This is a genomic window from Acinetobacter sp. YH01019, from assembly GCF_013420285.1.
Lineage (GTDB): Bacteria > Pseudomonadota > Gammaproteobacteria > Pseudomonadales > Moraxellaceae > Acinetobacter > Acinetobacter gandensis.
Genome location: NZ_VOYM01000035.1, coordinates 1 through 23991 on the forward strand (window position 1 = coordinate 1; position 23991 = coordinate 23991).

General features: G+C 40.3%; 17 protein-coding genes, 8 tRNA genes and 3 pseudogenes. 21 read left to right on the forward strand and 7 right to left on the reverse strand.

The window, feature by feature from the left end:
* From FTT84_RS09600 to FTT84_RS09630, 8 genes and pseudogenes are all read left to right on the forward strand, one after another.
* Nucleotides 1-111, forward strand: a pseudogene (locus tag FTT84_RS09600) (IS701 family transposase); the annotation flags it as partial.
* A 90-nt stretch (nucleotides 112-201) separates the two neighbouring features.
* Complete coding sequence (pilG, locus tag FTT84_RS09605) at nucleotides 202-585, forward strand: twitching motility response regulator PilG (RefSeq protein ID WP_004723803.1); 384 nt, start codon at nucleotides 202-204, stop codon at nucleotides 583-585.
* Between the two features lie 24 nt (nucleotides 586-609).
* Complete coding sequence (locus tag FTT84_RS09610; protein WP_067764563.1) at nucleotides 610-978, forward strand: response regulator; 369 nt, start codon at nucleotides 610-612, stop codon at nucleotides 976-978.
* 6 nt (nucleotides 979-984) lie between these two features.
* Nucleotides 985-1521, forward strand: a complete 537-nt coding sequence (locus FTT84_RS09615; protein ID WP_067764559.1) for a chemotaxis protein CheW — start codon at nucleotides 985-987, stop codon at nucleotides 1519-1521.
* 44 nt (nucleotides 1522-1565) lie between these two features.
* Nucleotides 1566-3641, forward strand: coding sequence for a methyl-accepting chemotaxis protein (locus FTT84_RS09620; protein ID WP_067764556.1), 2076 nt, complete (start codon nucleotides 1566-1568; stop codon nucleotides 3639-3641).
* Nucleotides 3642-3802: 161 nt separating this feature from the next.
* Nucleotides 3803-4334, forward strand: a pseudogene (locus FTT84_RS18235) (Hpt domain-containing protein); the annotation flags it as partial.
* 98 nt (nucleotides 4335-4432) lie between these two features.
* A pseudogene (locus FTT84_RS09625) lies at nucleotides 4433-8353 on the forward strand (Hpt domain-containing protein); the annotation flags it as partial.
* A gap of 3 nt (nucleotides 8354-8356) precedes the next feature.
* Complete coding sequence (locus tag FTT84_RS09630; protein WP_067764550.1) at nucleotides 8357-8818, forward strand: hypothetical protein; 462 nt, start codon at nucleotides 8357-8359, stop codon at nucleotides 8816-8818.
* A 56-nt stretch (nucleotides 8819-8874) separates the two neighbouring features.
* On the opposite strand, the gene dapE is transcribed toward FTT84_RS09630, so the two are convergent.
* The 3 genes from dapE to FTT84_RS09645 form a co-directional block, all read right to left on the reverse strand.
* A complete protein-coding gene (gene dapE, locus FTT84_RS09635; protein WP_180081055.1) occupies nucleotides 8875-10008 on the reverse strand; it encodes a succinyl-diaminopimelate desuccinylase in 1134 nt (377 codons plus the stop codon).
* A gap of 115 nt (nucleotides 10009-10123) precedes the next feature.
* Entirely contained in the window at nucleotides 10124-10273 is a 150-nt protein-coding gene (locus FTT84_RS09640) for an entericidin A/B family lipoprotein (protein ID WP_067764544.1), read from the reverse strand.
* A 151-nt stretch (nucleotides 10274-10424) separates the two neighbouring features.
* Entirely contained in the window at nucleotides 10425-11285 is an 861-nt protein-coding gene (locus FTT84_RS09645) for a DUF1853 family protein (protein WP_180081057.1), read from the reverse strand.
* 88 nt (nucleotides 11286-11373) lie between these two features.
* Here FTT84_RS09645 and FTT84_RS09650 point away from each other — a divergent pair, with 88 nt between their 5' ends.
* From FTT84_RS09650 to FTT84_RS09700, 11 genes are all read left to right on the forward strand, one after another.
* Nucleotides 11374-11799, forward strand: coding sequence for a YbaN family protein (locus FTT84_RS09650; RefSeq protein ID WP_067764538.1), 426 nt, complete (start codon nucleotides 11374-11376; stop codon nucleotides 11797-11799).
* Nucleotides 11792-12286 carry a cell wall-recycling L,D-carboxypeptidase ElsL gene (elsL, locus tag FTT84_RS09655; RefSeq protein ID WP_180081060.1) on the forward strand — a complete coding sequence of 165 codons (495 nt, stop codon included), beginning with the start codon at nucleotides 11792-11794 and terminating at the stop codon, nucleotides 12284-12286. The genes FTT84_RS09650 and elsL overlap by 8 nt, the downstream gene beginning before the upstream one ends.
* Nucleotides 12287-12856: 570 nt before the next feature.
* Nucleotides 12857-12932: transfer RNA gene (locus FTT84_RS09660), tRNA-Val, on the forward strand.
* 32 nt (nucleotides 12933-12964) lie between these two features.
* Nucleotides 12965-13041 (forward strand) — tRNA-Asp (locus FTT84_RS09665).
* 48 nt (nucleotides 13042-13089) lie between these two features.
* Nucleotides 13090-13166: transfer RNA gene (locus tag FTT84_RS09670), tRNA-Asp, on the forward strand.
* A gap of 21 nt (nucleotides 13167-13187) precedes the next feature.
* Nucleotides 13188-13263 (forward strand) — tRNA-Val (locus FTT84_RS09675).
* A 13-nt stretch (nucleotides 13264-13276) separates the two neighbouring features.
* Nucleotides 13277-13353 (forward strand) — tRNA-Asp (locus FTT84_RS09680).
* Between the two features lie 32 nt (nucleotides 13354-13385).
* Nucleotides 13386-13461: transfer RNA gene (locus tag FTT84_RS09685), tRNA-Val, on the forward strand.
* Nucleotides 13462-13505: 44 nt separating this feature from the next.
* Nucleotides 13506-13582 (forward strand) — tRNA-Asp (locus FTT84_RS09690).
* 109 nt (nucleotides 13583-13691) lie between these two features.
* Nucleotides 13692-13767: transfer RNA gene (locus FTT84_RS09695), tRNA-Val, on the forward strand.
* An 80-nt stretch (nucleotides 13768-13847) separates the two neighbouring features.
* Nucleotides 13848-14309, forward strand: coding sequence for a DUF2750 domain-containing protein (locus tag FTT84_RS09700; protein ID WP_067764532.1), 462 nt, complete (start codon nucleotides 13848-13850; stop codon nucleotides 14307-14309).
* A 43-nt stretch (nucleotides 14310-14352) separates the two neighbouring features.
* On the opposite strand, the gene FTT84_RS09705 is transcribed toward FTT84_RS09700, so the two are convergent.
* The 4 genes from FTT84_RS09705 to yccS form a co-directional block, all read right to left on the reverse strand.
* A complete protein-coding gene (locus FTT84_RS09705) occupies nucleotides 14353-15123 on the reverse strand; it encodes a YdcF family protein (RefSeq protein ID WP_180081062.1) in 771 nt (256 codons plus the stop codon).
* Nucleotides 15124-15260: 137 nt separating this feature from the next.
* A complete protein-coding gene (locus FTT84_RS09710; RefSeq protein WP_180081064.1) occupies nucleotides 15261-17924 on the reverse strand; it encodes a sulfite reductase flavoprotein subunit alpha in 2664 nt (887 codons plus the stop codon).
* 190 nt (nucleotides 17925-18114) lie between these two features.
* Nucleotides 18115-18675, reverse strand: a complete 561-nt coding sequence (locus tag FTT84_RS09715; protein WP_180057805.1) for a YcxB family protein — start codon at nucleotides 18673-18675, stop codon at nucleotides 18115-18117.
* A gap of 85 nt (nucleotides 18676-18760) precedes the next feature.
* Entirely contained in the window at nucleotides 18761-20929 is a 2169-nt protein-coding gene (gene yccS / locus FTT84_RS09720) for a YccS family putative transporter (RefSeq protein ID WP_180081066.1), read from the reverse strand.
* A gap of 134 nt (nucleotides 20930-21063) precedes the next feature.
* Here yccS and FTT84_RS09725 point away from each other — a divergent pair, with 134 nt between their 5' ends.
* A complete protein-coding gene (locus FTT84_RS09725) occupies nucleotides 21064-22266 on the forward strand; it encodes a multidrug effflux MFS transporter (RefSeq protein ID WP_180081076.1) in 1203 nt (400 codons plus the stop codon).
* A 440-nt stretch (nucleotides 22267-22706) separates the two neighbouring features.
* Nucleotides 22707-23987 carry a DcaP family trimeric outer membrane transporter gene (locus tag FTT84_RS09730; RefSeq protein WP_180081068.1) on the forward strand — a complete coding sequence of 427 codons (1281 nt, stop codon included), beginning with the start codon at nucleotides 22707-22709 and terminating at the stop codon, nucleotides 23985-23987.
* Nucleotides 23988-23991: the final 4 nt, after the last annotated feature.

The following is a 23991-nucleotide window of genomic DNA, read 5'->3' on the forward strand; positions in this document are numbered from 1 at the left end:
GAAAATGTATATCGTTGGCAGAAGAAATTATTTAGACCAGTTATCAAAAACTTCATTGATGACTTTATTCTCGATAAAAATCATCTGCTACCACAGAGAATCTATAAATAATAGTGCGTAAGTCCTAAAATGTTCACAACTTGTAAAGAATAAAGCTACTAACTTAATTGTTTGTACAGCCTCAATGGGTAGGGTCAATAAATGGACGATAAATTCCAAAATCTAAAAGTCATGGTCATTGACGATTCAAAAACCATCCGTCGTACAGCCGAAACACTTCTTCAGCGTGAAGGTTGTGAGGTGGTTACAGCCGTTGACGGTTTTGAAGCGCTTTCAAAAATTGCAGAAGCAAATCCAGATATTGTATTTGTCGATATTATGATGCCGCGTCTTGATGGCTATCAAACTTGCGCATTAATCAAAAATTCACAAAATTATCAAAATATTCCAGTCATTATGCTTTCAAGTAAAGACGGTCTTTTTGATCAAGCAAAAGGCCGTGTTGTGGGGTCGGATGAATATTTAACAAAACCATTCAGTAAAGATGAATTACTGAATGCAATCCGTAACCACGTAACAGCTTAATTAGATTTTTTATTGGGGAAAAGCATGGCACGTATCCTAATCGTTGATGATTCACCGACTGAGACATTCCGTTTTAAGGAAATTTTGGGCAAACATGGCTTTGAAGTCATTGAAGCTTCGAACGGGGCAGATGGTGTAACCATGGCGCAGGCCGAACTTCCAGACCTCGTGTTAATGGATGTGGTGATGCCAGGGGTAAACGGTTTCCAGGCAACACGCCAAATCGCACGTGGTGCAACGACAAAACACATTCCAATTGTGATTGTAAGCACCAAAGATCAGGCAACTGACCGTGTTTGGGGTAAACGCCAAGGGGCAAGTGACTATCTAACAAAACCTGTAGATGAACAACAATTAATTGATGTGATTAAGCAACACCTCAATGCAGGATAACGCTCTATGGCAGCAAATGGATTTATCGAATTACTTCGAATAGCAAAACGTGGAAACAAAAACTATGTTTCTACAGAAAATGAAGTAAACCGATGGTCAGGCATTGCTTTTGAGATGATGGGGCAATATTTCGTTGCCCCTCTTGGTGAAGTATCTGAAGTGATCTATCCACCAAAATATACGCCAGTTCCAAACACGCAAGCATGGGTGTTGGGACTTTCGAATATTCGGGGGCGCTTACTTTCGGTATCCGACCTTGCACAATATATAACAGGTCACAGAAGTAGTTTTTCACCTACTCAGAAAGTTTTATGTATTAGTCATAATGACCATTATGTCGGTTTAGTCGTCGATCAAGTTTTGGGTATTCAGCACTTTAATAAGAAAAGCTATTTTTCTAAACATAATGAGTTGGATAGTAATTTACAGGAATATTGTCAGGGGTATTTCCACCAGCATAACCAGCAGTGGAATGTATTTCTCTTCAGTCGTTTACTGCAAAATCCAAAATATATGAACGCATCTATAAAATTTATAAATTAATTATCGCGCAGCTACGAAAGAAGGCGTAATCGGGGAGAAGCTGAATGGGCTTTAAACTTAAAAAGAAAAATACGAGTGAAAGCACGGGTAGTCGTAAAGGCGGTAATGCTTTTCTGGCAAAATTGCAGTCACAAACAGATCAATTATCACGCGTATTTGGGGACAGTGAAAAATCTAAACCATTTATTTATGGTGCGATTGGTTCATTGGTGTTTGCAACACTCATCTTATTCTATCTCTTCTACAGTGTACCTCGTGGGAACGAATTAACACGTAGTCTTGGTGAATTACGTCTTCTATCGCAAACGATTTCTCGTCAGGCAACTGAAGCAACCGCTTCAGGTACTGAAGATTCAATGAAGAAATTGATTGAATCGCAAAACAGCTTCAAAGAAAACTTAGAAACTGTTAAAGATATTCACGCCAATACTGATGCATTGAAATCAGTTGATACTCAGTGGGCTGAAGTATCAAAAAGTATTGATTTAATTACGTCGCAACAAAAAATCATTAACAAGCTATACGACACGAACATTGCAATCGGTGAAACGATTCCAGGGATTCAGGCTGAATATAACTTGATGGTTGACCAAATGGCACGTCAAGACATGCCGTCAAACCAGGTGGTTATTGCGAAAAACCAGGTGTTTATTGCGGAACGTATTTTACGTTCGATCAGTTCTGTACTTTCTGGTTCAGACAGTTCACGTGAATCTGCAGATGACTTCAGTGCCGATACTGAAACATTTGGTTCTTACTTAGAAGCACAATTAAATGGTAGTGCTGAGTTGGGTGTACAACGTATTGAAAGCCCAGAACTTCGTGAGTCTTTAGAAGGCATTAAAGCTGAATACGATGATGTACTTAAATCAGCTGCTGCAACAATTCTGAAAAACTCTTCGCAAATTGTGAACGTACGTAAAGCGTCTTCTCAAATTTTTGCTGAGTCAGATAAGTTATTAGAAAACTTAAACCAATTGTCTTCAAATACTGGTCTTAAAACGATTTTACCAGCGGTATTGTTAATTCTTGCATTAACAGCATTCTTGATCTGTGTATTCAAATTACTTTCTTTACGTGGTCAGTCAGATAAACACCGTGTGGGTCGTTTACAAGAAGAATATGACCGTAACCAAAATGCGATTTTGCGTTTACTTGACGAGATCGCCGATCTTGCAGACGGTGACTTACGTTCATACGCAACGGTATCTGAAGACTTCACGGGCGCGATTGCCGATTCGATTAACTTCGCGATTGATCAATTACGTGACCTGGTATCGCGTATTACTGAAACATCGCAAGAGGTTGCACAATATACGGCGAATACTCAGGGTATTACCAACCAGTTAGCTGAAGCATCTGAGCATCAGGCGCAAGAGATTGCTGGTGCCTCTGCTGCGATTAACGAAATGGCAATGTCAATTGACCAAGTATCTTCAAACGCAGAAGAGTCAGCGGTGGTAGCAGAACGTTCAGTACAAATTGCTGCAAATGGTGCAGATGTCGTAAACCGTTCAATTGAAGGTATGGATACGATTCGTGAGCAGATTCAAGAAACTTCAAAACGTATTAAACGTCTAGGTGAGTCATCTCAAGAGATTGGTAACATCGTAGCCTTGATTAACGATATTGCCGACCAAACAAACATTTTGGCATTGAACGCTGCTATTCAGGCATCGATGGCTGGTGAAGCTGGTCGTGGTTTCGCCGTGGTAGCGGATGAAGTACAGCGTCTTGCGGAACGTTCTGCATCTGCAACCAAACAGATTGAAGGCTTGGTAAAAACCATTCAGACCGATACTAACGAAGCTGTAATTTCGATGGAGCAAACGACTTCCGAGGTTGTACGTGGTGCGAACTTATCTAAGGATGCCGGCGTTGCACTTGATGAAATTCAGTCTGTATCGGGTAACCTTGCAAAACTGATTGCAAACATTTCGGATGCTGCAAAACTTCAGTCTGCTTCTGCAGGTCATATTGCAACAACGATGAACGTTGTACAGGAAATTACCTCGCAAACAACGACTGCAACATTTGATACTGCACGTTCGGTATCTGAATTGGCAAATATGGCCGAATCATTACGTGAATCTGTATCTGACTTTAAACTTCCAGAATAAGTCAGGCGCATTATCGTGGTGTCCTACTTTAGGGTAGGACGCTACATCGATTACAGATAACACATCGACAAGATGAACTTGACCCACGGTTGAGTCTTGCGTGATGGTTACAATTAAGTTTGAGCAACCTTCTTGGTGGCAAAACATAAGAAGCCTTAGCTATGAAAGAAATATTAAAAAATTTAGTTGAAACGACTACGCTTCCTGAAGATAGTTATCTTGATCAAGATGCAGAAATTCTTGAGATTTTTGTTGAAGAAATAGAAGAGATCTTCGCTGAATTAGATGGTCTATTTACAACTTGGCTAGACAATCCACAAGATAAAGAAACCCTCACGACTATTCGTCGCCATTTCCATACGCTGAAAGGTTCAGGTCGTATGGTCGGGGCGAAATCGGCAGGTGAATCGGCTTGGGCGGTTGAAGATACACTCAATCGTGTGATTGCGGGTTCAGTTCAGTTAACACCTACAGTTCAAAAATTTGCTAAAACTGTTTTAAACGTTTATCAATACAAACTTTATCCACGCTTCAAAAATGTCGCAGAATTGGATGTAGACTTGCGTCCATTGGTTTTACTAGGTCAGCAATTACAACAAAATATGAGCCTAGAGCCAGCATTGGAAGAGCTGCTTGGTTTAGCAGATAGCTTAAACAGTGAAGATGGTGTTACAGGTTTAGAGCTTGTTGATCAAGCTGTTGAAGTAGCGCCTGCGCCTGAAACAATTGTAGTAGTGAATGAACTGGAACAAACAGATAATGCTGATGACTTTGATGATGCTCTGGTTGCTGAAACCCTGACGATCTTTATTGAAGAAGCAGAAGAGCATCTATCAACAATTGATCAGTTCTTACAAACCGAAGATTCAAAATCACAGGACTATAATGGCTTAATCCGCGCGTTACATACATTGCGTGGAAGTTCATCGATGGCACAAATTGATGAAATTTTTGAAGCAAGCTCAAAAGTAGAGAACTTATTTAAAACATTACTACAAGAAGAGATTGTTTCATCATCGAAAGAAGCTGCATTGTTAATTCAATATGCTGAATTTGTTCGTGATTATTTACATGTATTACGTGCTGGAAATACTGATAACTTACAATCGATATATGCAACATTCAACAAAGCTTGGGAAGACTATGGTTTTGCAAGTCAAGAACATCTAGAGTCAGAAGACAATCCTCAAGGCTTGGTTTCTAAGTTGATTGAATTAAATATTGATCAATTATTAGATGCCGAATTTGAGTTTGATAAACGCGCACTCGCAGAATTCCCAAGTTATATTGAAACGTTGAGTCAGCAAGCACAGCAATTGGCTGATCATACCAATACACGTGCGTCAGTCGGTATTCATGACTTTACGACAGAATTAAATGCTGCATATCAAGCACTGATTCAAAAGCCTGAATTACTGCACGCTGATTATGCATATGAGTTATTTGCTCAAGCACATCAAGAGTTCATTCAGTTATTTGACACATTGGCAGCAGGTCAACGTGTAGTTTTAAGTGAAGATATACAGAAATTCTTAGCTGAATTAACTGCATATGTTCAGCAAGATATTGAACAGTTTGCTAAGCTTAAGTCTGCCGATGTTGTTGAGGTAGCTGAAGCTGAAGAACCAGTGACTCAGACTGAAATACATGGTGTTGACGATGTTCAAACCTCAACTTCAACGGCTATCAAAGGCGTTGATTTTGCATTATTAAGTCAGCGCGTTCAGCAAGATCATCAACAAAAGCAATCAGATGCTGCTAACCGTGATTTTGATGAAGATTTATTAAATATCTTTATTGAAGAAGCGGAAGAATTATTGGTTGGTATTGACCAAGACCTGAGTACATGGACACGTGATCAAAGCAATACAGCGGCGCTGAATAACCTCATGCGTTATTTGCATACACTGAAAGGTGGTGCAAACATGATTTCAGCATCACATGTGGGGTTAATTGCGCATGAGCTAGAGTCGATTTATGAACGGATTATTCGCCAGCAAATCAGTGTGAGCCCGAGCTTAATTCAGATTATTCGTTTGGTTCAAGATGATATTGCTGACCGTATTCAAACGATTCGTGAAGAAACCATTGATTATCCAGCAGATCAGGTCATTGATATTTTACAGAATATCCAATCGATTTCTACGGGTGAGGTATCACATGTTGACGTGAAAGCGCCAGCTGAACAGCTTGATCAACCTGCCGCGGTGGTTGATGATATTTCTGTTGTAGAGCAATTTGCTGATAACAATACTGTAGACACAGAACAAGTTGTTGATGAGCCTCTGTCTGCATCAGAGATTGAGATTGCTCAAGATTCAGCTGTTGAGATCTTAGAACATGCTGTTGCTGAACATGGACAAGATGTTGACGATGACCTTCGTGCCGTTATGGAAGAAACCTTCCTTGAAGAATCGGAAGAAATTTTAGAACAAGCGACCCAATTGCTGAATCATTGGATTGAGCAACGTAGTGACCGTAACTTATTACTTCAATTGCAACGTGCAGCCCACAGTATTAAAGGTGGCGCACGTATGGTTGAAAATGAACCTGTTGCGTCGATTGCCTACCAAGTTGAAACCACATTTGAACAATTTGCGGTACATCATTTCAACTCGAATGCCTACGATGGTTTATTAAAAACCACCTTAAGCTGGTTAAAACAAGCTATTTTCAATAAAGATTATAGTAACTTTGACAGCATTAAATTAAGTCTTGAATCCATTCAATATGTCGACGTTACGGCTCAGTTGCCAAATCGTGTTGCTGAAATTGATCAAGGTATTGTGACTAAAGGCTTTGAATTTATTCAAGGTGATGGTGTCGAACCACCTTCAATGCTAGGTGAATGGGCCGAAGCAAGTAATACTGATAACAGCAATGAAATGATTCGTATCTCAGCTGACTTGGTTGAGAAGATGATTGACTTGTCTGGTGAGAACTCGATTAACCGCTCGCGTATTGAGATGGATTTGGGGCAATTGGGGAATACCCTCAATGAAATGGAATTGGCGATTAAGCGTCTTGCTGATCAGTTACGTCGAATGGATGGTGAGCTTGAGTCGCAAATTATTGCCAAGCACGGTTCTGAAAATTCACGTTATGCCGATTTCGACCCATTGGAAATGGATCAGTATTCATCGATTAACCAATTATCAAAGTCACTTGCAGAATCTGCGTCGGACTTAGTCGATTTTAAGAGTACATTGTCTGAAAAAATCCGTGATGCTGAAGGTTTGTTATTACAACAATCACGTATTCAATCAGAAATTCAAGAAAGCTTAATGCGTACTCGACTGGTGCCTTTTGATCGTTTGCTACCGCGTTTACAGCGTATTGTGCGACAAACATCTTCGACTTTGAACCGTCCAGCTGAATTGGTGGTACAAAATACAGAAGGTGAATTGGACCGTACCATTCTAGAGCGTTTAGTGACTCCGTTTGAGCATATGCTACGTAACGCGATTGACCACGGTTTAGAAGATACAGCTGAGCGATTGGCATTGAATAAGCCAGAAGTGGGTAATATTGTCTTGAATATTAGCCGTCAAGGTACAGACGTATTGGTATCGTTCAGTGATGATGGTAAAGGGATTGATGAAGCGAAGATTAAAGAAAAAGCTTTAAAACAAGGTTTAATCAAAGCAGACCAATTCTTAGATAAACAAGAAATTCTACAATTAATCTTCCATCCAGGTTTCTCAACTGCGCAAGCAGTGACCCAAATTTCAGGTCGTGGTGTTGGTCTAGACGTTGTACAAAGTGAAATTAAAGCGTTGGGTGGCCATGTATCTGTAGACTCAGAAATGGGCAAAGGCACGACATTTACCATTCGTGTACCAACAACTGTAGCGGTCAGCGATGCCTTGATGGTGAAAGCCGGTGATCAGCAATATGCGATTTCACTTGCACAAATTGAACGTATTGTTCGTATTGCACCGTCAGCGCTAGAAGGCTATTTCAATGGTAAAGAAGACTTCTTCAAAATTGACAATACTAATTACAAACTGCGTTATTTATCTGAGTTTGTAGGTAACCAGCCAGTACCACGTTTAAGCAATGTGGCACATTCACTGCCAGTCCTGTTAATCAAAGGTAACAGCGGGCAAACCATTGCGCTCTTGGTAGATCAGCTTGTGGGTTCACGCTCGCAAATTGTGGTTAAACCAATTGGTCAGCAGTTTACCAGTGTCGGTGCCATTGCTGGTGTAACGATTTTGGGTGATGGCCAGGTGTGTTTGATTCTTGATGGTCAAAATATTGCACGTCAGATTCAAACTACTCAACGCATTAAGCAATCAATCGATCAACGTGATCTTAGCCGTCAAGGTAATGCACGTCGCCTCGTTATGATTGTCGATGACTCGGTAACGGTACGTAAGGTAACGTCTCGTCTACTTGAGCGCCAAGGTTATGACATTGTAACGGCTAAAGATGGTGTGGATGCAATTGAGCAGCTTGAAAATGTCCGTCCTGATTTGATGTTGCTAGATATTGAAATGCCTCGTATGGATGGTTTTGAAGTAACCAACTTGGTACGTCACCATGATATACATCGCGATTTGCCAATCATTATGATTACTTCGCGTACCGGTGAAAAACATCGTGAACGCGCATTTAGCTTAGGTGTGACTCACTATATGGGTAAACCATTCCAAGAGGCTGAATTACTTGCCAACATTGAAGCATTAATCGCAGAAAAGCAGGGGTAATCCATGAGCCAAAACTCTGTATCTAAAGTTGTAAGTGAAAAGATTGATCAGCAAGAGCTGCAACATCTGATTACTGTTTCAACGGGTTTTATCGATGCATATATCATTGATTGCCATGGCAAAGAACCCATGTTGTTGCCGCAGAACATTGTGTTGTCAGCACTCGATAGTCAGACTCAAGTTCCGTTTGTTGAATGGCATGAGTTGAAACTGCCTGTTTACACCGTCAATGACCCTGAAAAAAGTACTGGGGTGGCATTGGTTATTGAAGGAGACGATGTTGGACAGCGTTTTGCTTTGATGTGTAATCAAATGCCACGAACAATTCGTTTGCGTATTTCTGAAGTGGTTGATGAGGAAAAAGCGGGGACAGATCCTGATATTTTCCAATATGTTCGTATGGCAGATCAGGTTTTTCATATTCCTGATTTGGCTCATATTCAAGCCAGTATCGGTATTGCATAAAAAATCGATGTAAAAAAGGAACTCTGATGAGTTCCTTTTTTTTTCTGTGCTGTAGATTAAGCCAAAAGCTTCACTAAAATTTGTTCGTAAATTTCAGAAAGTGGTTCAAGTTCTTCCACATTTACATGTTCATTGATTTGATGAATTGTCGCATTCAATACACCAAGCTCAAGCACTTGTGCCCCTGTAGGTGCAATGAAGCGGCCATCCGACGTTCCACCACTGGTGGAAAGTTCAGTTTCAGTGCCAGTAACTTCACGAATCGCATCACGTGCAGCATTAACCAATTCACCAACTGGCGTTAGGAATGGTAAACCAGATAATGTCCATGAGATATCATATTCAACACCATGGCGATCGAGTATTTCTAATGTACGTGCTTTCAGTTCTTCCGCAGTTACTTCAGTTGAATAGCGGAAATTAAATAAAACATTCATCGTACCTGGTACGACGTTGGTTGCCCCAGTACCAGCATTTATGTTTGAAATTTGGAAAGTGGTTGCTGGAAAGTATTCGTTTCCATTATCCCATACAGTTTCACAAAGTTCTGCAATCGCTTTTGAAGCAGTGTGAATAGGGTTAACAGCCAGATGTGGGTAGGCAACATGGCCTTGTTTACCTTTAATGGTCACATTGGCATTTAATGAACCACGACGGCCATTTTTTACAATATCACCTAAAGTGTTCGTACTTGATGGTTCACCAACCAAACACCACGTCATTTTTTCATTGCGCGCTTCTAAAGTTTCAACAACTTTAACCGTGCCATTAATTGAAGGTCCTTCTTCATCTGAAGTGATGAGAAAAGCAATTGAACCTTTATGATTCGGGTGTTTAGCAACAAAACGTTCAGAAGCAACCACCATTGCTGCCAAAGCAGTTTTCATATCCGCACTGCCACGACCAAAAAGTTTGCCATCACGAATTTCAGGTTGAAACGGGTCTGAACCCCAAGCATCTAAACTTCCCGTCGGAACCACGTCTGTATGACCCGCAAAGCAGAATACAGGTGATTCAGTGCCTTTACGTGCCCATAAATTATCGACATCGTCAAAACGCATGTTTTCGATATTAAAGCCAATCTTGGCTAAGCGATCTGCCATGATGTTCTGACAAGTGTGGTCTATAGGCGTAACCGAAGGTTGGCGTAATAGTTCAAGGCTGAGATCTAGAGTTGCTGTTGAGGTCATGCTAATTACAGAAATCAAAAATGTCGCAATATAATAGGCGAATCATGTGATGAAAGGGAAATTTAGATATAAAAAAACCCTATTAAAATAGGGCTCTTTTTACTCGGCAGTAAAATTAATTACGGCGAATTTCATCTGAAGTTTTTTCAGCTGTATTGGTTACAGCATCACCCGCTTTAGATACGTCCTTTCCAACGCCTTTTACTGTATTACAACCAGTCAGTACAAAAGCAACCAAGAGTGAAGCAGCTAAAATTTTATTCATTGACCTTATTCTCCATATGAATGAATAATTTTTTTAAGATAAATTATTCTGTTGTGTGATTTAGAGTAAAAAAACACCGATTTAAACAGTAGGTGGTTTTTACAGTGGTTCGGTAAACAAATGTAAAAATGAATTAGCTCAGCTTATAACTTTAAACTTGGGGAAGTATTAAACGTGGTTGCCGATACATATAATAGTGTTCTTGATCTGCCTGTTTATATAAGCCGTCTGTCCACCACTGTGCAGTTAAACTACTCGGTCGATGTTGTGGACAAATCCATTCATGTCGTTGCAGGCGATAGAAATTTTGATCTCGTGACGGTATTTGGTATCCCCATTCACCAATCCTGCGATGTGGATTCACCCAGTCAGGCAGTTCTTGCGGATTGTTTTGTGGTAAATAAAGCTGACCTTTCAAGATGCAATAGCGCTGCTGGATTTGCTCATTTAAAGCCTCTGTAAACTGAAATTGCTTTTGACTAAAATGATTCAGTTTTCGGCTGAGGGTATCACTGCGGTTTAACCCATACCAAAAGGGAAGTGTGTAATCACGTTCTGCGAGGTAATACTTTAATGCGACCTCCCAATGTTCAATTTCATCAGTTTCAGTATTACGAATGACAAAGTCCAGTTCACCGACAGTTCTAGGCCCATCTATTTTTTGAATACTGTGTCCCAACAGCTCATATTGATGATAATGATGATCCAACAACCAGAACCAAATAAACATTTCAAAACGTAAGCCCAAACGGGTGCTTTTTAATTTCTGTAAAAAATCCACGAGTTCATCTACATTTTTATCCAATTGCAGCAAGCGTGGATGGTAATGTTGCCAATGCTGTTGCCATAGTCCGCTTGCAGGCAGCTGGAATGAATGTACGAGTGATAATTCGTTTGGTAGGTGCTGCAAAATGCCAGGACTGGCGATACAAAAGGCGAGTTGACGTACCAGTGGATTTTTATAATTTAACCAAGGCTCAAACAATGGCGTTGTATCAATCAGATGAGACATAGATAAACCTTGAGAATAATGCACAATAACAACGGATAAACCTTGAAAACACTTTATACTACATAAATTGCAAACTTAGGGTTGTTGTATGAAAACGTTGTTTTGGCGAAGTTTGGTGGTCATCTTTGTCATATTGGGTTTTATAGGTGCTTTATTGCCAGGTATGCCAACAACGGTATTCTTAATTCTAGCTGCATGGGCAGCTTCAAAAGGCTGGCCACAAATGGATGCATGGTTGTTAAATCATCCTAAATATGGTCCTACACTGCGTGCTTGGCGTGAAAATGGCACCGTGCCTAGAAAAGCCAAATGGTTTGCATCCGTGATGATGTTGGTTAGTGCGATACTCATGCTTTTTACCAATGCACCCTTATTGGTCAAAGTTTTTACAAATTTAACCATGTTGGCAGTCAGTATTTGGTTATGGAAACGACCAGAACCACTCAAAGAATTCATTCAAATCGATCAATCTAAAACAACGACTTCAGTACAAAAAGAGAAAGAACATGTCTGATTATTCAATCGATCAAGCAGATGTGTTGATCAATCTGAAAGATCAAACCTTGAGTCTGCCAAAACTCAATAAATTTTATGTCATATCGACAGGTAAAAATGGTATTGGTGAGCAGGAAAATAGTGGCAAGACACCACGAGGTTGGCATCGAATCGCTGAAAAATTTGGTGCGAATGAGCCTAAAAATGCGGTTTTTAAAGCACGCCAGTGGACTGGGGAGGTCTACGATGCCGAACTGGCAGCCGAATACCCTGAGCGTGACTGGATTTTGTCGCGCATTCTTTGGTTAAGTGGCTTAGAAGCAGGATTTAATCAAGGAGAGGGCTGCGATACCTATCAGCGCTATATCTATATACATGGAACACCTGATACAGAGCCGATGGGAATACCAATGTCGCATGGATGTATTCGTATGCGAAACGATGATGTTGTTGAATTATTTAATTTGGTGCCAATTGATGCGAAAGTTTATATATCAGAAAAGTAAGTTGAGATCATTTGGTTAAGTTATTTAGTTCAGTCTTTTAAGCTGTGTTGTGATTTACGCATTACATATTCTAGTGACCCTGCAACTGTCAGTAATCTGTTATGTAGAAAGGATCCTTCAAATTTTAATTTAGACAAAAGCCCATTTAGGGCTTTTGTTGTATTGATTACTTACTAGAAAATTAAATATTTAATGCTTTTAAGATGCATTTAGGGGCAATGGAATTGTTTTAAATGTACTTAAAATTTTGAGTTCATCATTTATTACAGTAAACAAATGCTGCTTAATAAAAATGAATGTACAATTAATACGCTTAAATTGGTTTTGTGATTTTTATTACTAGTCTGTTTTATCGAAGATTATGTGAATGTTGTATAAATTAGAGGAATTAAATTGTAGAAAAAAGTGCAATTTAAAGCTAAAAAACATACAAAAATACTGATTTTTCCGCAATATAACTTATTTTTTAATCACTCAAACAGAAAAAGTGGAAAAGAGTTAGAAAAGCGTTTGACACTCGGTGAGGATTCTCTATAATGCACCTCATCAAACGATGAACATGTTTTGAAAGGGCGCTTAGCTCAGTTGGTAGAGCGTCTGCCTTACAAGCAGAATGTCGGCGGTTCGATCCCGTCAGCGCCCACCAAGCTTCTTTCATATTGTTTGAGATTTTATAGTGCAGCGGTAGTTCAGTTGGTTAGAATATCGGCCTGTCACGCCGAGGGTCGCGGGTTCGAGTCCCGTCCGCTGCGCCACTTTAAATCTCAATCATACGTTTGCCACAATAGCGACATTGTGTAAATGCAGCGGTAGTTCAGTTGGTTAGAATACCGGCCTGTCACGCCGGGGGTCGCGGGTTCGAGTCCCGTCCGCTGCGCCATTTACATGATAGACCTTTTGAGGGCGCTTAGCTCAGTTGGTAGAGCGTCTGCCTTACAAGCAGAATGTCGGCGGTTCGATCCCGTCAGCGCCCACCATATTTTTTGTGATGCAGCGGTAGTTCAGTTGGTTAGAATATCGGCCTGTCACGCCGAGGGTCGCGGGTTCGAGTCCCGTCCGCTGCGCCATTTCAAAGAATATAAAAGTTGTAACCCTTAAAGGGCGCTTAGCTCAGTTGGTAGAGCGTCTGCCTTACAAGCAGAATGTCGGCGGTTCGATCCCGTCAGCGCCCACCATATCTTTTAAGATATAGGTTGTGTTTCGCAAGAAGCATCGTGATGCAGCGGTAGTTCAGTTGGTTAGAATACCGGCCTGTCACGCCGGGGGTCGCGGGTTCGAGTCCCGTCCGCTGCGCCATTTATCTTAAAACATCTTAAATTCCTGAGATTTAAGATGTTTCAAATACCAAGACTTCGTATCCGTTTGTCTTGCGTCATAAAAACAACAGCGTTGTTTTTATTCCTCAGGGCGCTTAGCTCAGTTGGTAGAGCGTCTGCCTTACAAGCAGAATGTCGGCGGTTCGATCCCGTCAGCGCCCACCATATTCTCTTATAATACTTGCCTAATCTCTCTAGTTTTCATAGAATCCGCTCTATAATAATTTTAATATCGTATGTGATCTATGAGAAATCCATATCAGCGCAAGGCCGCGTCGAAAACTCAAACTACTAATTACAATCCTCAAGATACTTATAAGCAATTTATTGAAAATATGGTTGCTCAAGGTGGTGTTATTGCGCTTTATCAAGATGGTTGGGCACTTTGCGCAACACCTACAGGTCAACGCTCATTTGCAATTTGGCAAAACCGTGGATTAGCACGACTGCTTATTAAAGATAATTGGGCAAATTACCAGATTCAAGAAATCAGCTTGAAAGATTTTATTGAAAAAGTGATCCCGTTTTTACGTAGCGAAAATACTACTGTTTCTTTGGATTTAACGCCTGAAGGGCAAAATATTTTGGTTGCCCCTGAAAAGATGCTACTCGATATTAAAAATTATTTATATCAGGTCTATCAACAGCGCCCAGAAGTGTTTGAAAACATCAAAATACCCTTGCCTAGAACCATTCGTCTAAACTAATTTTCATCTTCGACCGTGTATATCTCTATAAATACACGGTTTTTTAGTATTCATTTAACAACCAGCCACTAATGAATGCAAAATATTCACGTAGCCATGCGTTATAGCGTATGTAAAGTGGTGTAGGCGCACTGATAGGGTAAATGTTTGAATAACCTATGTTTGCTGCAATTGCTTGTGCACGCGGTAAGTGAAAATCACTAGTAGCAATTGCAATTGGAGCATTTAGCGGAATATCTAACTGTTCTAATATCACTTTAGTATTGATTAAATTTAGCTCAGTACTTGTGCTATGGGTTTCTTGATAAATTTTATTGCTAACTTGAGGGTGGTATGTGTGTATGTAGCGTTGCATGACATCCGCTTCAGTAATGTTTTCATTAAAGCCTAATCCACCAGTCATGATGATGGCCGCTTGTGGTTGAGTGACTGCCACCCGAGCTGCCGCATCAAGACGAGCTTTTAGCGTAGGTGAGGGTTGTCCATTTTCAATACCACTGCCCAGTACTACGATTGCTTGTACTTGAGCTACGGAATTATTTTTATGATTATTGAAATGTAGATAGGTAAAGAAAAGGAATAAGCTAAATAGCCATACCCAAAATATATTCCAACAAACACGATAAAGCACTTTAATGTAGGGATAGCGATTTAAAAGCTTTTGAATTGGTGCAGAAAAGCAGCTACAGATGAGAAAAAAAATGCCAATGATTAGCGGGAGTACAATGCCAAGATTTATCTTGTCCTGTGCCAATAACCAAGTAGCATCCGCGCAGAGTAGGGTGCCAAATATAATTAACAAGATTTTTTTCATTTAAATCGTACATTTTTTACTTGTCGCTAGTTTAGTCACTTTTATTGAAAAGCTGAATATAGAACTGCGCATATAAAAAACCAGACATGGCGTCTGGTTTTTTGAGGAAGATTAAATGACGATCTTAAAGAGCAGTCTTAGTAAACATCACGGCGATAACGACCTTCGCTACGCATTTTCTCAACTGTATCTTCACCTAGAATATCAATCAGGGCATGATCAACATCAGTTGCCATACCTTGAATGCTACCGCATACATAGATGACAGCACCTTGTTTTTCCCATGCACGTAAACGTTCTGCTTGCTCACGCAGCTTATGATGCACATAGATTTTTTCTTGCTGATCGCGAGAGAAAGTTAAATCGATGTGCTGCACAAAGCCTGTGGTCTGCCACGCTTCGATGACATCTTGATAGAAGAAGTCATGCGCACGTTGGCGTTCACCAAAGATTAACCAGTTTTGGGTGTAGTCTTGGCGGACACGTGAGTGGAGTAGACTCATTAGACCCGCAATACCTGTACCATTACCAATACAAATCACTGGTCGATTGTCATCAATGAGGTGGAATGATGCATTGGTACGAATGCGAAGCTGTATAGGAGTATTTAGTGGTGCGTGTGCAGTCAACCAACCTGAACCTAGTCCTAATTCACCTTGCGCATTAGATTGCTGACGTACCACAAGGCGTAAAACTTGTTGACTTGGAATGCTGGCAATTGAGTACTCACGCGATGGTAGAGTCGGGAGTTGTTCTAGTAAATGATCTAGATTGGCAAATGGCTCAATTTCAACAGTTAAATCTTTATCCCAAAGGGCTTGTTCAATTGTTTGCTGAGTTGAATCGACCAATTGTTCTGCTGGAATATGCTGTTGCTGCATAAAGTGTTGAATACGTTCAGGGCTGTTGCCTGGTTGAATTTCTGCAATATCACCTGCTTGCCAGTTTGCTTCATGTTGCGCTTTTAATTCGATATTGAATGCTGGCGCACCTAAACTATTTGGATTAAGTAAACTACGTTGGGTTAAAGTCCAAGTGTCGAAGGTTTTGATAATATTCATTGCTTGCAGTTCAAGCTTTGATGCTTTTGCTAGTGCCGCATTCCACGCTTCAATGGCATTGGTGTCTGCATTATTTACTTCTATGGTTTTGAAAAGTGCTTGAGCACCATTTTTCGTCATCCAAGCCGCAATCGCATGACCAAAACTACAGTATGTATCTGGATACTCTTGAGAGCCAAGCGCGAGTACTGCAAACTGAATATGCTTCAAATCTAGCGTTGTACGCATAAATTTTCGTTCAAAACTGCTGGCTAAATCAGGTGCTTCACCTGTGCCATAAGTACTTGCAACAAATAACACTTGATGCGCCTGTTGTAAGTCTTCTGTACTTAACTGTTGAACAGCTTTAACACTCACCGGTTGACGCGCTTCTTGTAGACTCGTTGCAGTACGCCAAGCCAATTGCTCTGAAAGTCCAGTCTGCGTGGCATAGCAAATTAACCAAGGTTTGGCATTTGGATCAACACTGAGCGGTGCTAAGCTTGCTTTTGCTGCTTGAGTCAGTTTTTTCTGCTTGCGACGTTTTAAATAAAGCATCCAACCTGTTACAAAGAACAGTGGCATAAGCAATGAGGCTACCATTGCAAAGAATTGGTAAATTGGACCGAAGAAGCTACCACGGTGTACAGGCAGCATGCTGCTCATGATTTTTTCATTGAGCTTTTTGTCTTCATACAACTCAACATCATTCAGTGATGAAGTTTGGTAGTTATAGGTTGCTTTGTTACGTGCGCGTTCATGTTGTGGAACAGCATCTACAAAGTTAATTTCTAATTCGCCATTGGCTTTTTTCGGAATATTAAAGGTAACTGATGAATATTCACGGCCAATTTTTTGATTAAAACCTGCCCAACTTTGGCTTAAGGCAATATTAATTTGTTCAGGTTTTAAACCTTCTTTTTTGCCATGACTCTCACCACGATGTTCTGCGTCTTGTCGCGTTTGACCTTGGTTATTTCCGTCGCCACGCATATGTTGTTCACCACGCCCAGCATCTTTTTTCTCAGAGCCTTGGCTATTAGTAGGATCTTTTTTAGCACCCTGATTTACTTGTAATTGAGGCTGCGGACGTTCAACTTCTAATACTTTGAACATGCCATTACGCCACCAGTCATATGACCAATACAAGCCTGTACATGCTAAAACAAGGTAGAAAATAATGACCCATGTTCCTACAACAGCATGCAAATCCCAAATGAAATTACGACCCTTAAGCTTGGGTTTAACTGCGAGCCATTGTTTTATTGAATGCTTTTTAGGCCAGCGTAAATATAAGCCACTGAGTACAAAGAAAATCAAAATAAGCGTACATGCACCTGTAATTTGCTTACCAATAGGACCGACAGTTAAGTTACGGTGTAATTGTTGAACAAATTGAAAGAAGGCTTGTCCTTTTATTTCGGGTAAAACCTCAGCGGTGTAGGGGTTGACCATCATGTTATAGCCACGACGAGCCCCTTCTTTCACAATATTTACTGTGCTTGAAGCTGTAGGGTCTTGTGCAAGTGTAATACTATTAATTTTCATTTCAGGGTTCGTTTGACTGAAATGTTGATAGAGCTGGGCAGGGCTGAGTTTTGATTTTTGTTCAGCAACAACCGTATAACTGTCCTGATTGATGGCTTTTAATATTTGCTGTTCATAAGAATAAATTGCGCCAGTTACGCCCATAAGTGAGAGTATTAAACCAGCGGTAATTCCAAAGAACCAATGAAGTTGGAAAAAGGTCTTTTTTAGCATGATGGAGAGTATATGAATATACGGTGGCTGAATTGCGACGAATTATAAACGATGATTTGGCAGAGAATGTGGATTTTGTAATTAATATTCATTCTCATTATTGTAAATTTCAATAAAGTTTTGAATAAATTGCATAAAAAAACCTCCATGAATGGAGGTTTTCTATATCAGCAAATTTCGGTTTAATTCATTAAACAGATTTAGCTGGGCCAACAGATTCGTTCAAGTGCTTGCGAATGGTTGCAAAAGGAAACTTTTTGCTGTCCATGCGTTTCGGTAAAATATACGCACCATCTTGACCTTTAACTTTGAAGTTTAAAAGGATGAAGTCGGCAGTATCGTACCATTCATGAATATCTTTCCAACCGACAGTCATCGTACCCATGTTAGCACCCATACGTTGCTGCATAGAGATACCATGTGGTTGTACACCCATACGGATGCCTTTGATTTCTTGTACAGGCACTTCACTGAGTTTGCGTTTTGCATACCATTCAATGCCGAATTTACGCACTAGGAAGTAAATCACAACACAGACAATCGCTACCCAGCAAAATACGGTTGAGTAGTTTTTGATAAAGATCAGTCCAAGTACTGCAAGTGCGATAATAGCACCCATGATGAGCCACGCTTTTTGGCCAATTTTGAAATTGCTGCGCGAAAGAACAAGTTGCGCATAACGCTGTTCTTCTTCAGAAATTTCATAAGCTACTGGCTCTAGCGTATAGGCATATAAATTTTTTGCGGTCATAGTCAAAGTAACAGATTTAAAACTGTAAAAAGTTTAGCATTATTTATACCAATTCAGTGAGTATATTGTTCCAAAATCATCCAAATTATAAGGATGCCAATTCAGTCGATGCTTGATCATGCTCATGACTCAAGTTTTGCTTTAACTGACTGAATTGATTCAACACACTAAACATCAATGAAAGTTGTTGTAACACAATTAAAGACTTTTGATCATCATCATTATTTTGCGATAAGCGCTGACGAATCTCTTGCAGCATGTTTTGTGAACTCAAGTCCGGTACTTCATCACGTAATAAAGCACCTTGAATATCTTCTAATGCTTTATCTAATAAGTTTAAGACTTGCTGATCTGAAATCTTATCACGGTGTGCGCCCAGTGCAGCAATATAGCTAATAAAGGTATGGTTTAAGCATAAGAACTCAAAAGCTAAGGCTTTTTGGGCAGGGTCAAAGTCTGGTTCAGTGGCTAAAGTTGAAATAAGTGAAGCCACATCTGCATCAGTATTATGTGCAGCACGACGCACGATACGATAATTTAGACCATTGTTACGTCCAGATTTATATTGCTCAACCACTTCTGCCAAGTAGTTACATTGGGCTTGAATAGAACGACTAATGGTGCGCGGTAAACGGCGAAATTTCCAATCGGGGAAAATAAAACTCACGCCTAACCATGCCAATGCACAGCCTATAAGGGTATCAATCATACGTGGTATGGCAGCTGCAAAGCCCATTCCATCGAGGTTGAAGTTAATGAGCGCTAGAATAGTAATAAATGCAGTTGCTTGAGCATATTGCTTACTCCGTAATTCAAAAAACAGTACGCCACTTAGGATAAGCAGTAGGAGTTGCCCCTCGACTGAAGGCACAAAATACAAAATCGCGTAGCCAACTGTAATACCAACCAACGTTCCGACAATGCGCAAATATAAACGACGTTTGGTGGCGTTAAAGTTGGGCTGACTCACAAAAAGCGCTGTGAGTAAAATCCAATATCCATAAGTGATATCGGTAATTTGTACAAAAATGTAGCCTACGAACAGCACAATCGAAAGTCTTACTGCATGACGAAACAATACGGATTCAGGACTGAGATGCTGTTTAAAACGCACCACGATGTCGTCCCAACCTTTTAGATCATCATCTTTCAAACGATTTTCAATAATGGCTTGTTTGTCGATATAGCGCTCAGTTTCGACATTACGTAGTTGAGCGTCAATGGCTTTTAAATTTTGGTATAACGAAAACAGTGAGTTTACCCAGACTTCATCGTATTGTTGTTCTTGGCGCAGCTTTTCGAGCGAGAGTTTCAGGTTATGAAAGGCATGCTTGAAGCGTTTATTATGATGATAAGGTTTTCGTTGTAAGATACTGATACTTAAATCTTTACACGCTTTACCTTGGATTGAAAGTACACGTTGAAAGCGGAATAAAATATCACTATGTTCAAAAATCCGGGTCAGCTTTTGATAGTCAATATGTGCTGAATCGGCACGTTCATGAATGTCTTGAGCAACAAAATAATATTGCAGGCTACGTCGGGTATCTTTTTGTCCACGGTCACCTTTTAAACGGGTGAGTAGGGCGGTTTTCATGTCGTTGAAGATGCCAATCAGCTTGCCATTTTCAAGTGACAATTCAATCATGCTTTGTTGATAACTTTCAGGTGTCATATCAACATCAAACAAGTTCGATTTAGCAAACAAGAAATCACCTAAAGATGAATAACTTTGCGCTAATTTATCTTGCACTTGGCGTACAGGGAAAAGTAAAAAACTAATCGTTGAAAGTAAGCCGTACCAGATAGCACCAATGACGAGTAAGCCTGCTTGGGTATACCAGTTATCAAATAACTCAACACCGAGCATAGAATAAACTGCAATCACTAAGCAACCATAGGAAATGGTGGCATAACGTCGACCGAGTGAACCAAGCAAAATCCAACCGAGGCAAGAGACAATTAAACCAATGGCAAACAGCACCGGATGTGGAAATAGCACATAGATTGAAACAGCGGTGATAAAGAAACCAATATAGGTATAAATTTGGTTCATGATGCGCACAGAGAAGCGATCATCGATATCACTGAGACCGGCTGCAACCACACCCAAAGTAAGCGGAATGGTCATCAGTTGCTGATCAAGATAATAGGGAACAAAGGCAGTACCTGCGAAGGCAATGATCATGCGCAGGTTATACATAAAGGTCGTGTTATATGTCGCTTGTTTCAGACGTGCAAGCCAGGCGTTCAAAATATTTCCTTTACAAAAGCTTATCGCTAAAAGAGATTTGTATCGTGTGAATTTTCACTTAGATGCTAAGAAATAATACTATGTGCAGTGTAAACTTGTCTGCAAAACTTGCTGTCCATCTACGAAATATTATTATGCCAATAACACCTGAAAAAAAGGACTTTTCCCAGCGCTGGATTTTACTTCTAGCGTTATTAACAGCATTGGGGCCATTATCCATTGATATGTATTTGCCTGCTTTACCACAAATGGCTGATGATTTTGATGTTTCAACGCAGCAAGTGGCCAATAGTGTGCCTGCATATTTTTTAGGGCTTGCCATTGGTCAGTTAATTTATGGCCCTGTCAGTGATCGTATTGGACGTAAAACCCCACTGTATTTCGGCTTGGTTTTGTATATTGCTGCGAGTTTTCTTTGCATATTTGCAGATAGCGAATGGAGTTTAATCGCAGCGCGAATCGTTCAGGCATTGGGTGGATGTGTGGGCGTAGTAATTGCTCGTGCGGCCATACGTGACCGTCTGAGTATGCAAGCTTCAGCACAAGCTTTTGCCAGTATGATGATTGTCACCACGATAGCGCCAATTATTGCGCCAACCTTGGGCGCTTGGGTGCTGAATGTATTTGAGTGGCAGTATATTTTTGCACTGTTAATGCTGGTGGGGGTACTTTGTTTGGGCTGTGTACATTTTTTCTTTGAAGAAACACTGCCTGTTGAGCGCCGTCTAAAATTAAATTTCAAACAAATTATCAGCTTATACAGTGCAATTTTTCAAGATGATAGCTTTAGAAAACCGATGTTAGCAGGGTGTTTTTCAGGTGCAGTATTGTTTTGTTATATCAGTGGTTCATCTGCCATTTTGATGGATGAATATGGCTTTAGTCAGCAAAACTTCGCCTATATCTTTGGTGGAAATGCCCTAGGGATCATGTTGTTTTCAACTTTAAACAAGAAATTGGCGAACCGTTTTAATGTGCTTCAACGTTTACAGTTTGGCAATATCATCCAATTGATAGGCGTCATGGTGTTGTTAGTGTTAGCTATTATGCAACAAGTGTCTTTATATGGAGTGCTATTTGGCATGTTTTTATGTGTTGCATCTATTGGTTTTACCGGACCAAATGCAATGGCTTTAGCAATGTCTGAGCAGGGCGCACGCGCAGGAACAGCGAGTGCAATCATGGGGAGTGCTCAATTTGCATGCGGTTTACTTGGTGGGGCTTTACTAAGTGTGCTTATTTGGCAGCCATTACTGAATATGGCAATCATCATGCTCTTGTTTGTTGGGGCTGCTATGTACTCAATTCAGCAGTTAAAAGCGAGTATTCAAGCTTAAATTTAATGGTATTTTCTAAATTGTCATGCAGATATGACTATTTAATATAACTAATATGGATTGGTATGTAATACGCTATATATAAATTAAGGTAGACATTAGTTGCAGCACGGTTGCACTAGATGTCGGAAATCTATAATTTATTAAATACTTTCAGGGTATGTTTTTATACTTAAAAGGTATTTTATGTGGTGTTTTTGGTCATCTGATTGGGGGCGAGCGGACTGTCCGTGACTTGTTCTACCAGCAATATCAATAGATTATTATGAGGAATGTCAGTAGTTAACAATGCTTTTCACCTTTGTGTGTCATTGAATTTTTATTCACTGCGACTAAAGCACAGATAGGCAGTTTGATTATTGTCCGCTCAAATAAAGCACAGCATAAAGTACCCATAGAAGGGGCTTAAAAAACAATGATAGGACGAAAGAGAGCTTAGAATGAAAATTCAAACTGTATTCCACCCAATGAAAACGCTTGTTGTTGCAATGAGCTTAGCAACAGTGTCAATGGCACATGCGGCAAGCAGCACTTCAGAGATTGAGCAACTTCGTGCAGAAGTTGCTGAACTTAAAAGTCTGATTAAAGCACAGCAACAAGTTCAAACTCAGCAACAGGCAGAAATTCAGCAAGTAAAAGCACGTCCTACTCCACCGCCACAACCTGCTGCACCTTTAGCAGGTTTAAAGTCTAAAGCGGGCGCTGATGTAAATGTATATGGTTTTGTTCGTGGTGATGCGAACTATATCATTGAAGGTTCAGACGGTGACTTTGCCGGAGTTGCTTCATCAACAGGCGCAACTAAAGACAAATTACGCGCAACTGCTAAAACAACCCGCATTGGTTTAGATTTTAGTGCGCCAGTTGGCGCAGACAACAAAGTTGGTGGTAAAATTGAAGCGGATTTTGCTGATTCAGATAGTGTTAAGAGCGAAGGCTTCCGTATTCGCCATGCATACTTAACGTATAATGACTGGTTGTTTGGTCAAACGATGTCTAACTTCCTTTCTAGCCATGCGCCTGAAATGATTGACTTCTCTACGAACGTTGGTGGTGGTACGACACGTATCCCTCAAGTGCGTTACAACGTAAAACTTGCACCGCAAACACAATTGTTTGTTTCTGCTGAAGAAGGTGATAGTAAGGCTACAGATTCGGGTGATCTTTCATACCGCGTACCCAATATCACTGCAAAATTGACTCAAGGCTTTGCTGATGGCAAGGGTACAGCATCTGCACGTGCATTAGTCGAAAATTATAAATCGAAAGCTGCAGATGATACTGAAACAGGTTTTGGTATTGCAGCTGGTGCAAGCTATGCAGTAACTGATCAGTTGAAATTGAACGGTGACGTTTCATATGCTGAAGGTAACAGCAACTATTTATATGGCGCAAACAGTGCTTATTCTGTGGTTGATGGCAATATTGAACAAAATAAGTTTACTGCGGTACAAGTGGGCGCAACCTATAAGTTCAATGAAAAACTACGTTCAACTTTAGCGTACGGCGCATTATTTGCTGATGATGGCAATGCATATGCAAATGATGAGGATAACGAGAACGCAAACGAAGAAGTTCAACAAGCGTGGATTAACTTTATCTATGCACCAGTTAAGCCAGTTGAATTAGGTGTTGAATATATCAACGGTAAGCGTAAAGCATTTGATGGTAACTCGTACAATGATAACCGTGTAGGCTTAATGGCTAAATATAGCTTCTAAGACG

Coding starts and splice junctions, on each gene's coding strand:
- pilG (WP_004723803.1), top strand. CDS start 202: ATGGACGATAAATTCCAAAATCTAAAAGTCATGGTCATTGACGATTCA.
- FTT84_RS09610 (WP_067764563.1), top strand. CDS start 610: ATGGCACGTATCCTAATCGTTGATGATTCACCGACTGAGACATTCCGT.
- FTT84_RS09615 (WP_067764559.1), top strand. CDS start 985: ATGGCAGCAAATGGATTTATCGAATTACTTCGAATAGCAAAACGTGGA.
- FTT84_RS09620 (WP_067764556.1), top strand. CDS start 1,566: ATGGGCTTTAAACTTAAAAAGAAAAATACGAGTGAAAGCACGGGTAGT.
- FTT84_RS09630 (WP_067764550.1), top strand. CDS start 8,357: ATGAGCCAAAACTCTGTATCTAAAGTTGTAAGTGAAAAGATTGATCAG.
- dapE (WP_180081055.1), bottom strand. CDS start 10,008: ATGACCTCAACAGCAACTCTAGATCTCAGCCTTGAACTATTACGCCAA.
- FTT84_RS09640 (WP_067764544.1), bottom strand. CDS start 10,273: ATGAATAAAATTTTAGCTGCTTCACTCTTGGTTGCTTTTGTACTGACT.
- FTT84_RS09645 (WP_180081057.1), bottom strand. CDS start 11,285: ATGTCTCATCTGATTGATACAACGCCATTGTTTGAGCCTTGGTTAAAT.
- FTT84_RS09650 (WP_067764538.1), top strand. CDS start 11,374: ATGAAAACGTTGTTTTGGCGAAGTTTGGTGGTCATCTTTGTCATATTG.
- elsL (WP_180081060.1), top strand. CDS start 11,792: ATGTCTGATTATTCAATCGATCAAGCAGATGTGTTGATCAATCTGAAA.
- FTT84_RS09700 (WP_067764532.1), top strand. CDS start 13,848: ATGAGAAATCCATATCAGCGCAAGGCCGCGTCGAAAACTCAAACTACT.
- FTT84_RS09705 (WP_180081062.1), bottom strand. CDS start 15,123: ATGAAAAAAATCTTGTTAATTATATTTGGCACCCTACTCTGCGCGGAT.
- FTT84_RS09710 (WP_180081064.1), bottom strand. CDS start 17,924: ATGCTAAAAAAGACCTTTTTCCAACTTCATTGGTTCTTTGGAATTACC.
- FTT84_RS09715 (WP_180057805.1), bottom strand. CDS start 18,675: ATGACCGCAAAAAATTTATATGCCTATACGCTAGAGCCAGTAGCTTAT.
- FTT84_RS09725 (WP_180081076.1), top strand. CDS start 21,064: ATGCCAATAACACCTGAAAAAAAGGACTTTTCCCAGCGCTGGATTTTA.
- FTT84_RS09730 (WP_180081068.1), top strand. CDS start 22,707: ATGAAAATTCAAACTGTATTCCACCCAATGAAAACGCTTGTTGTTGCA.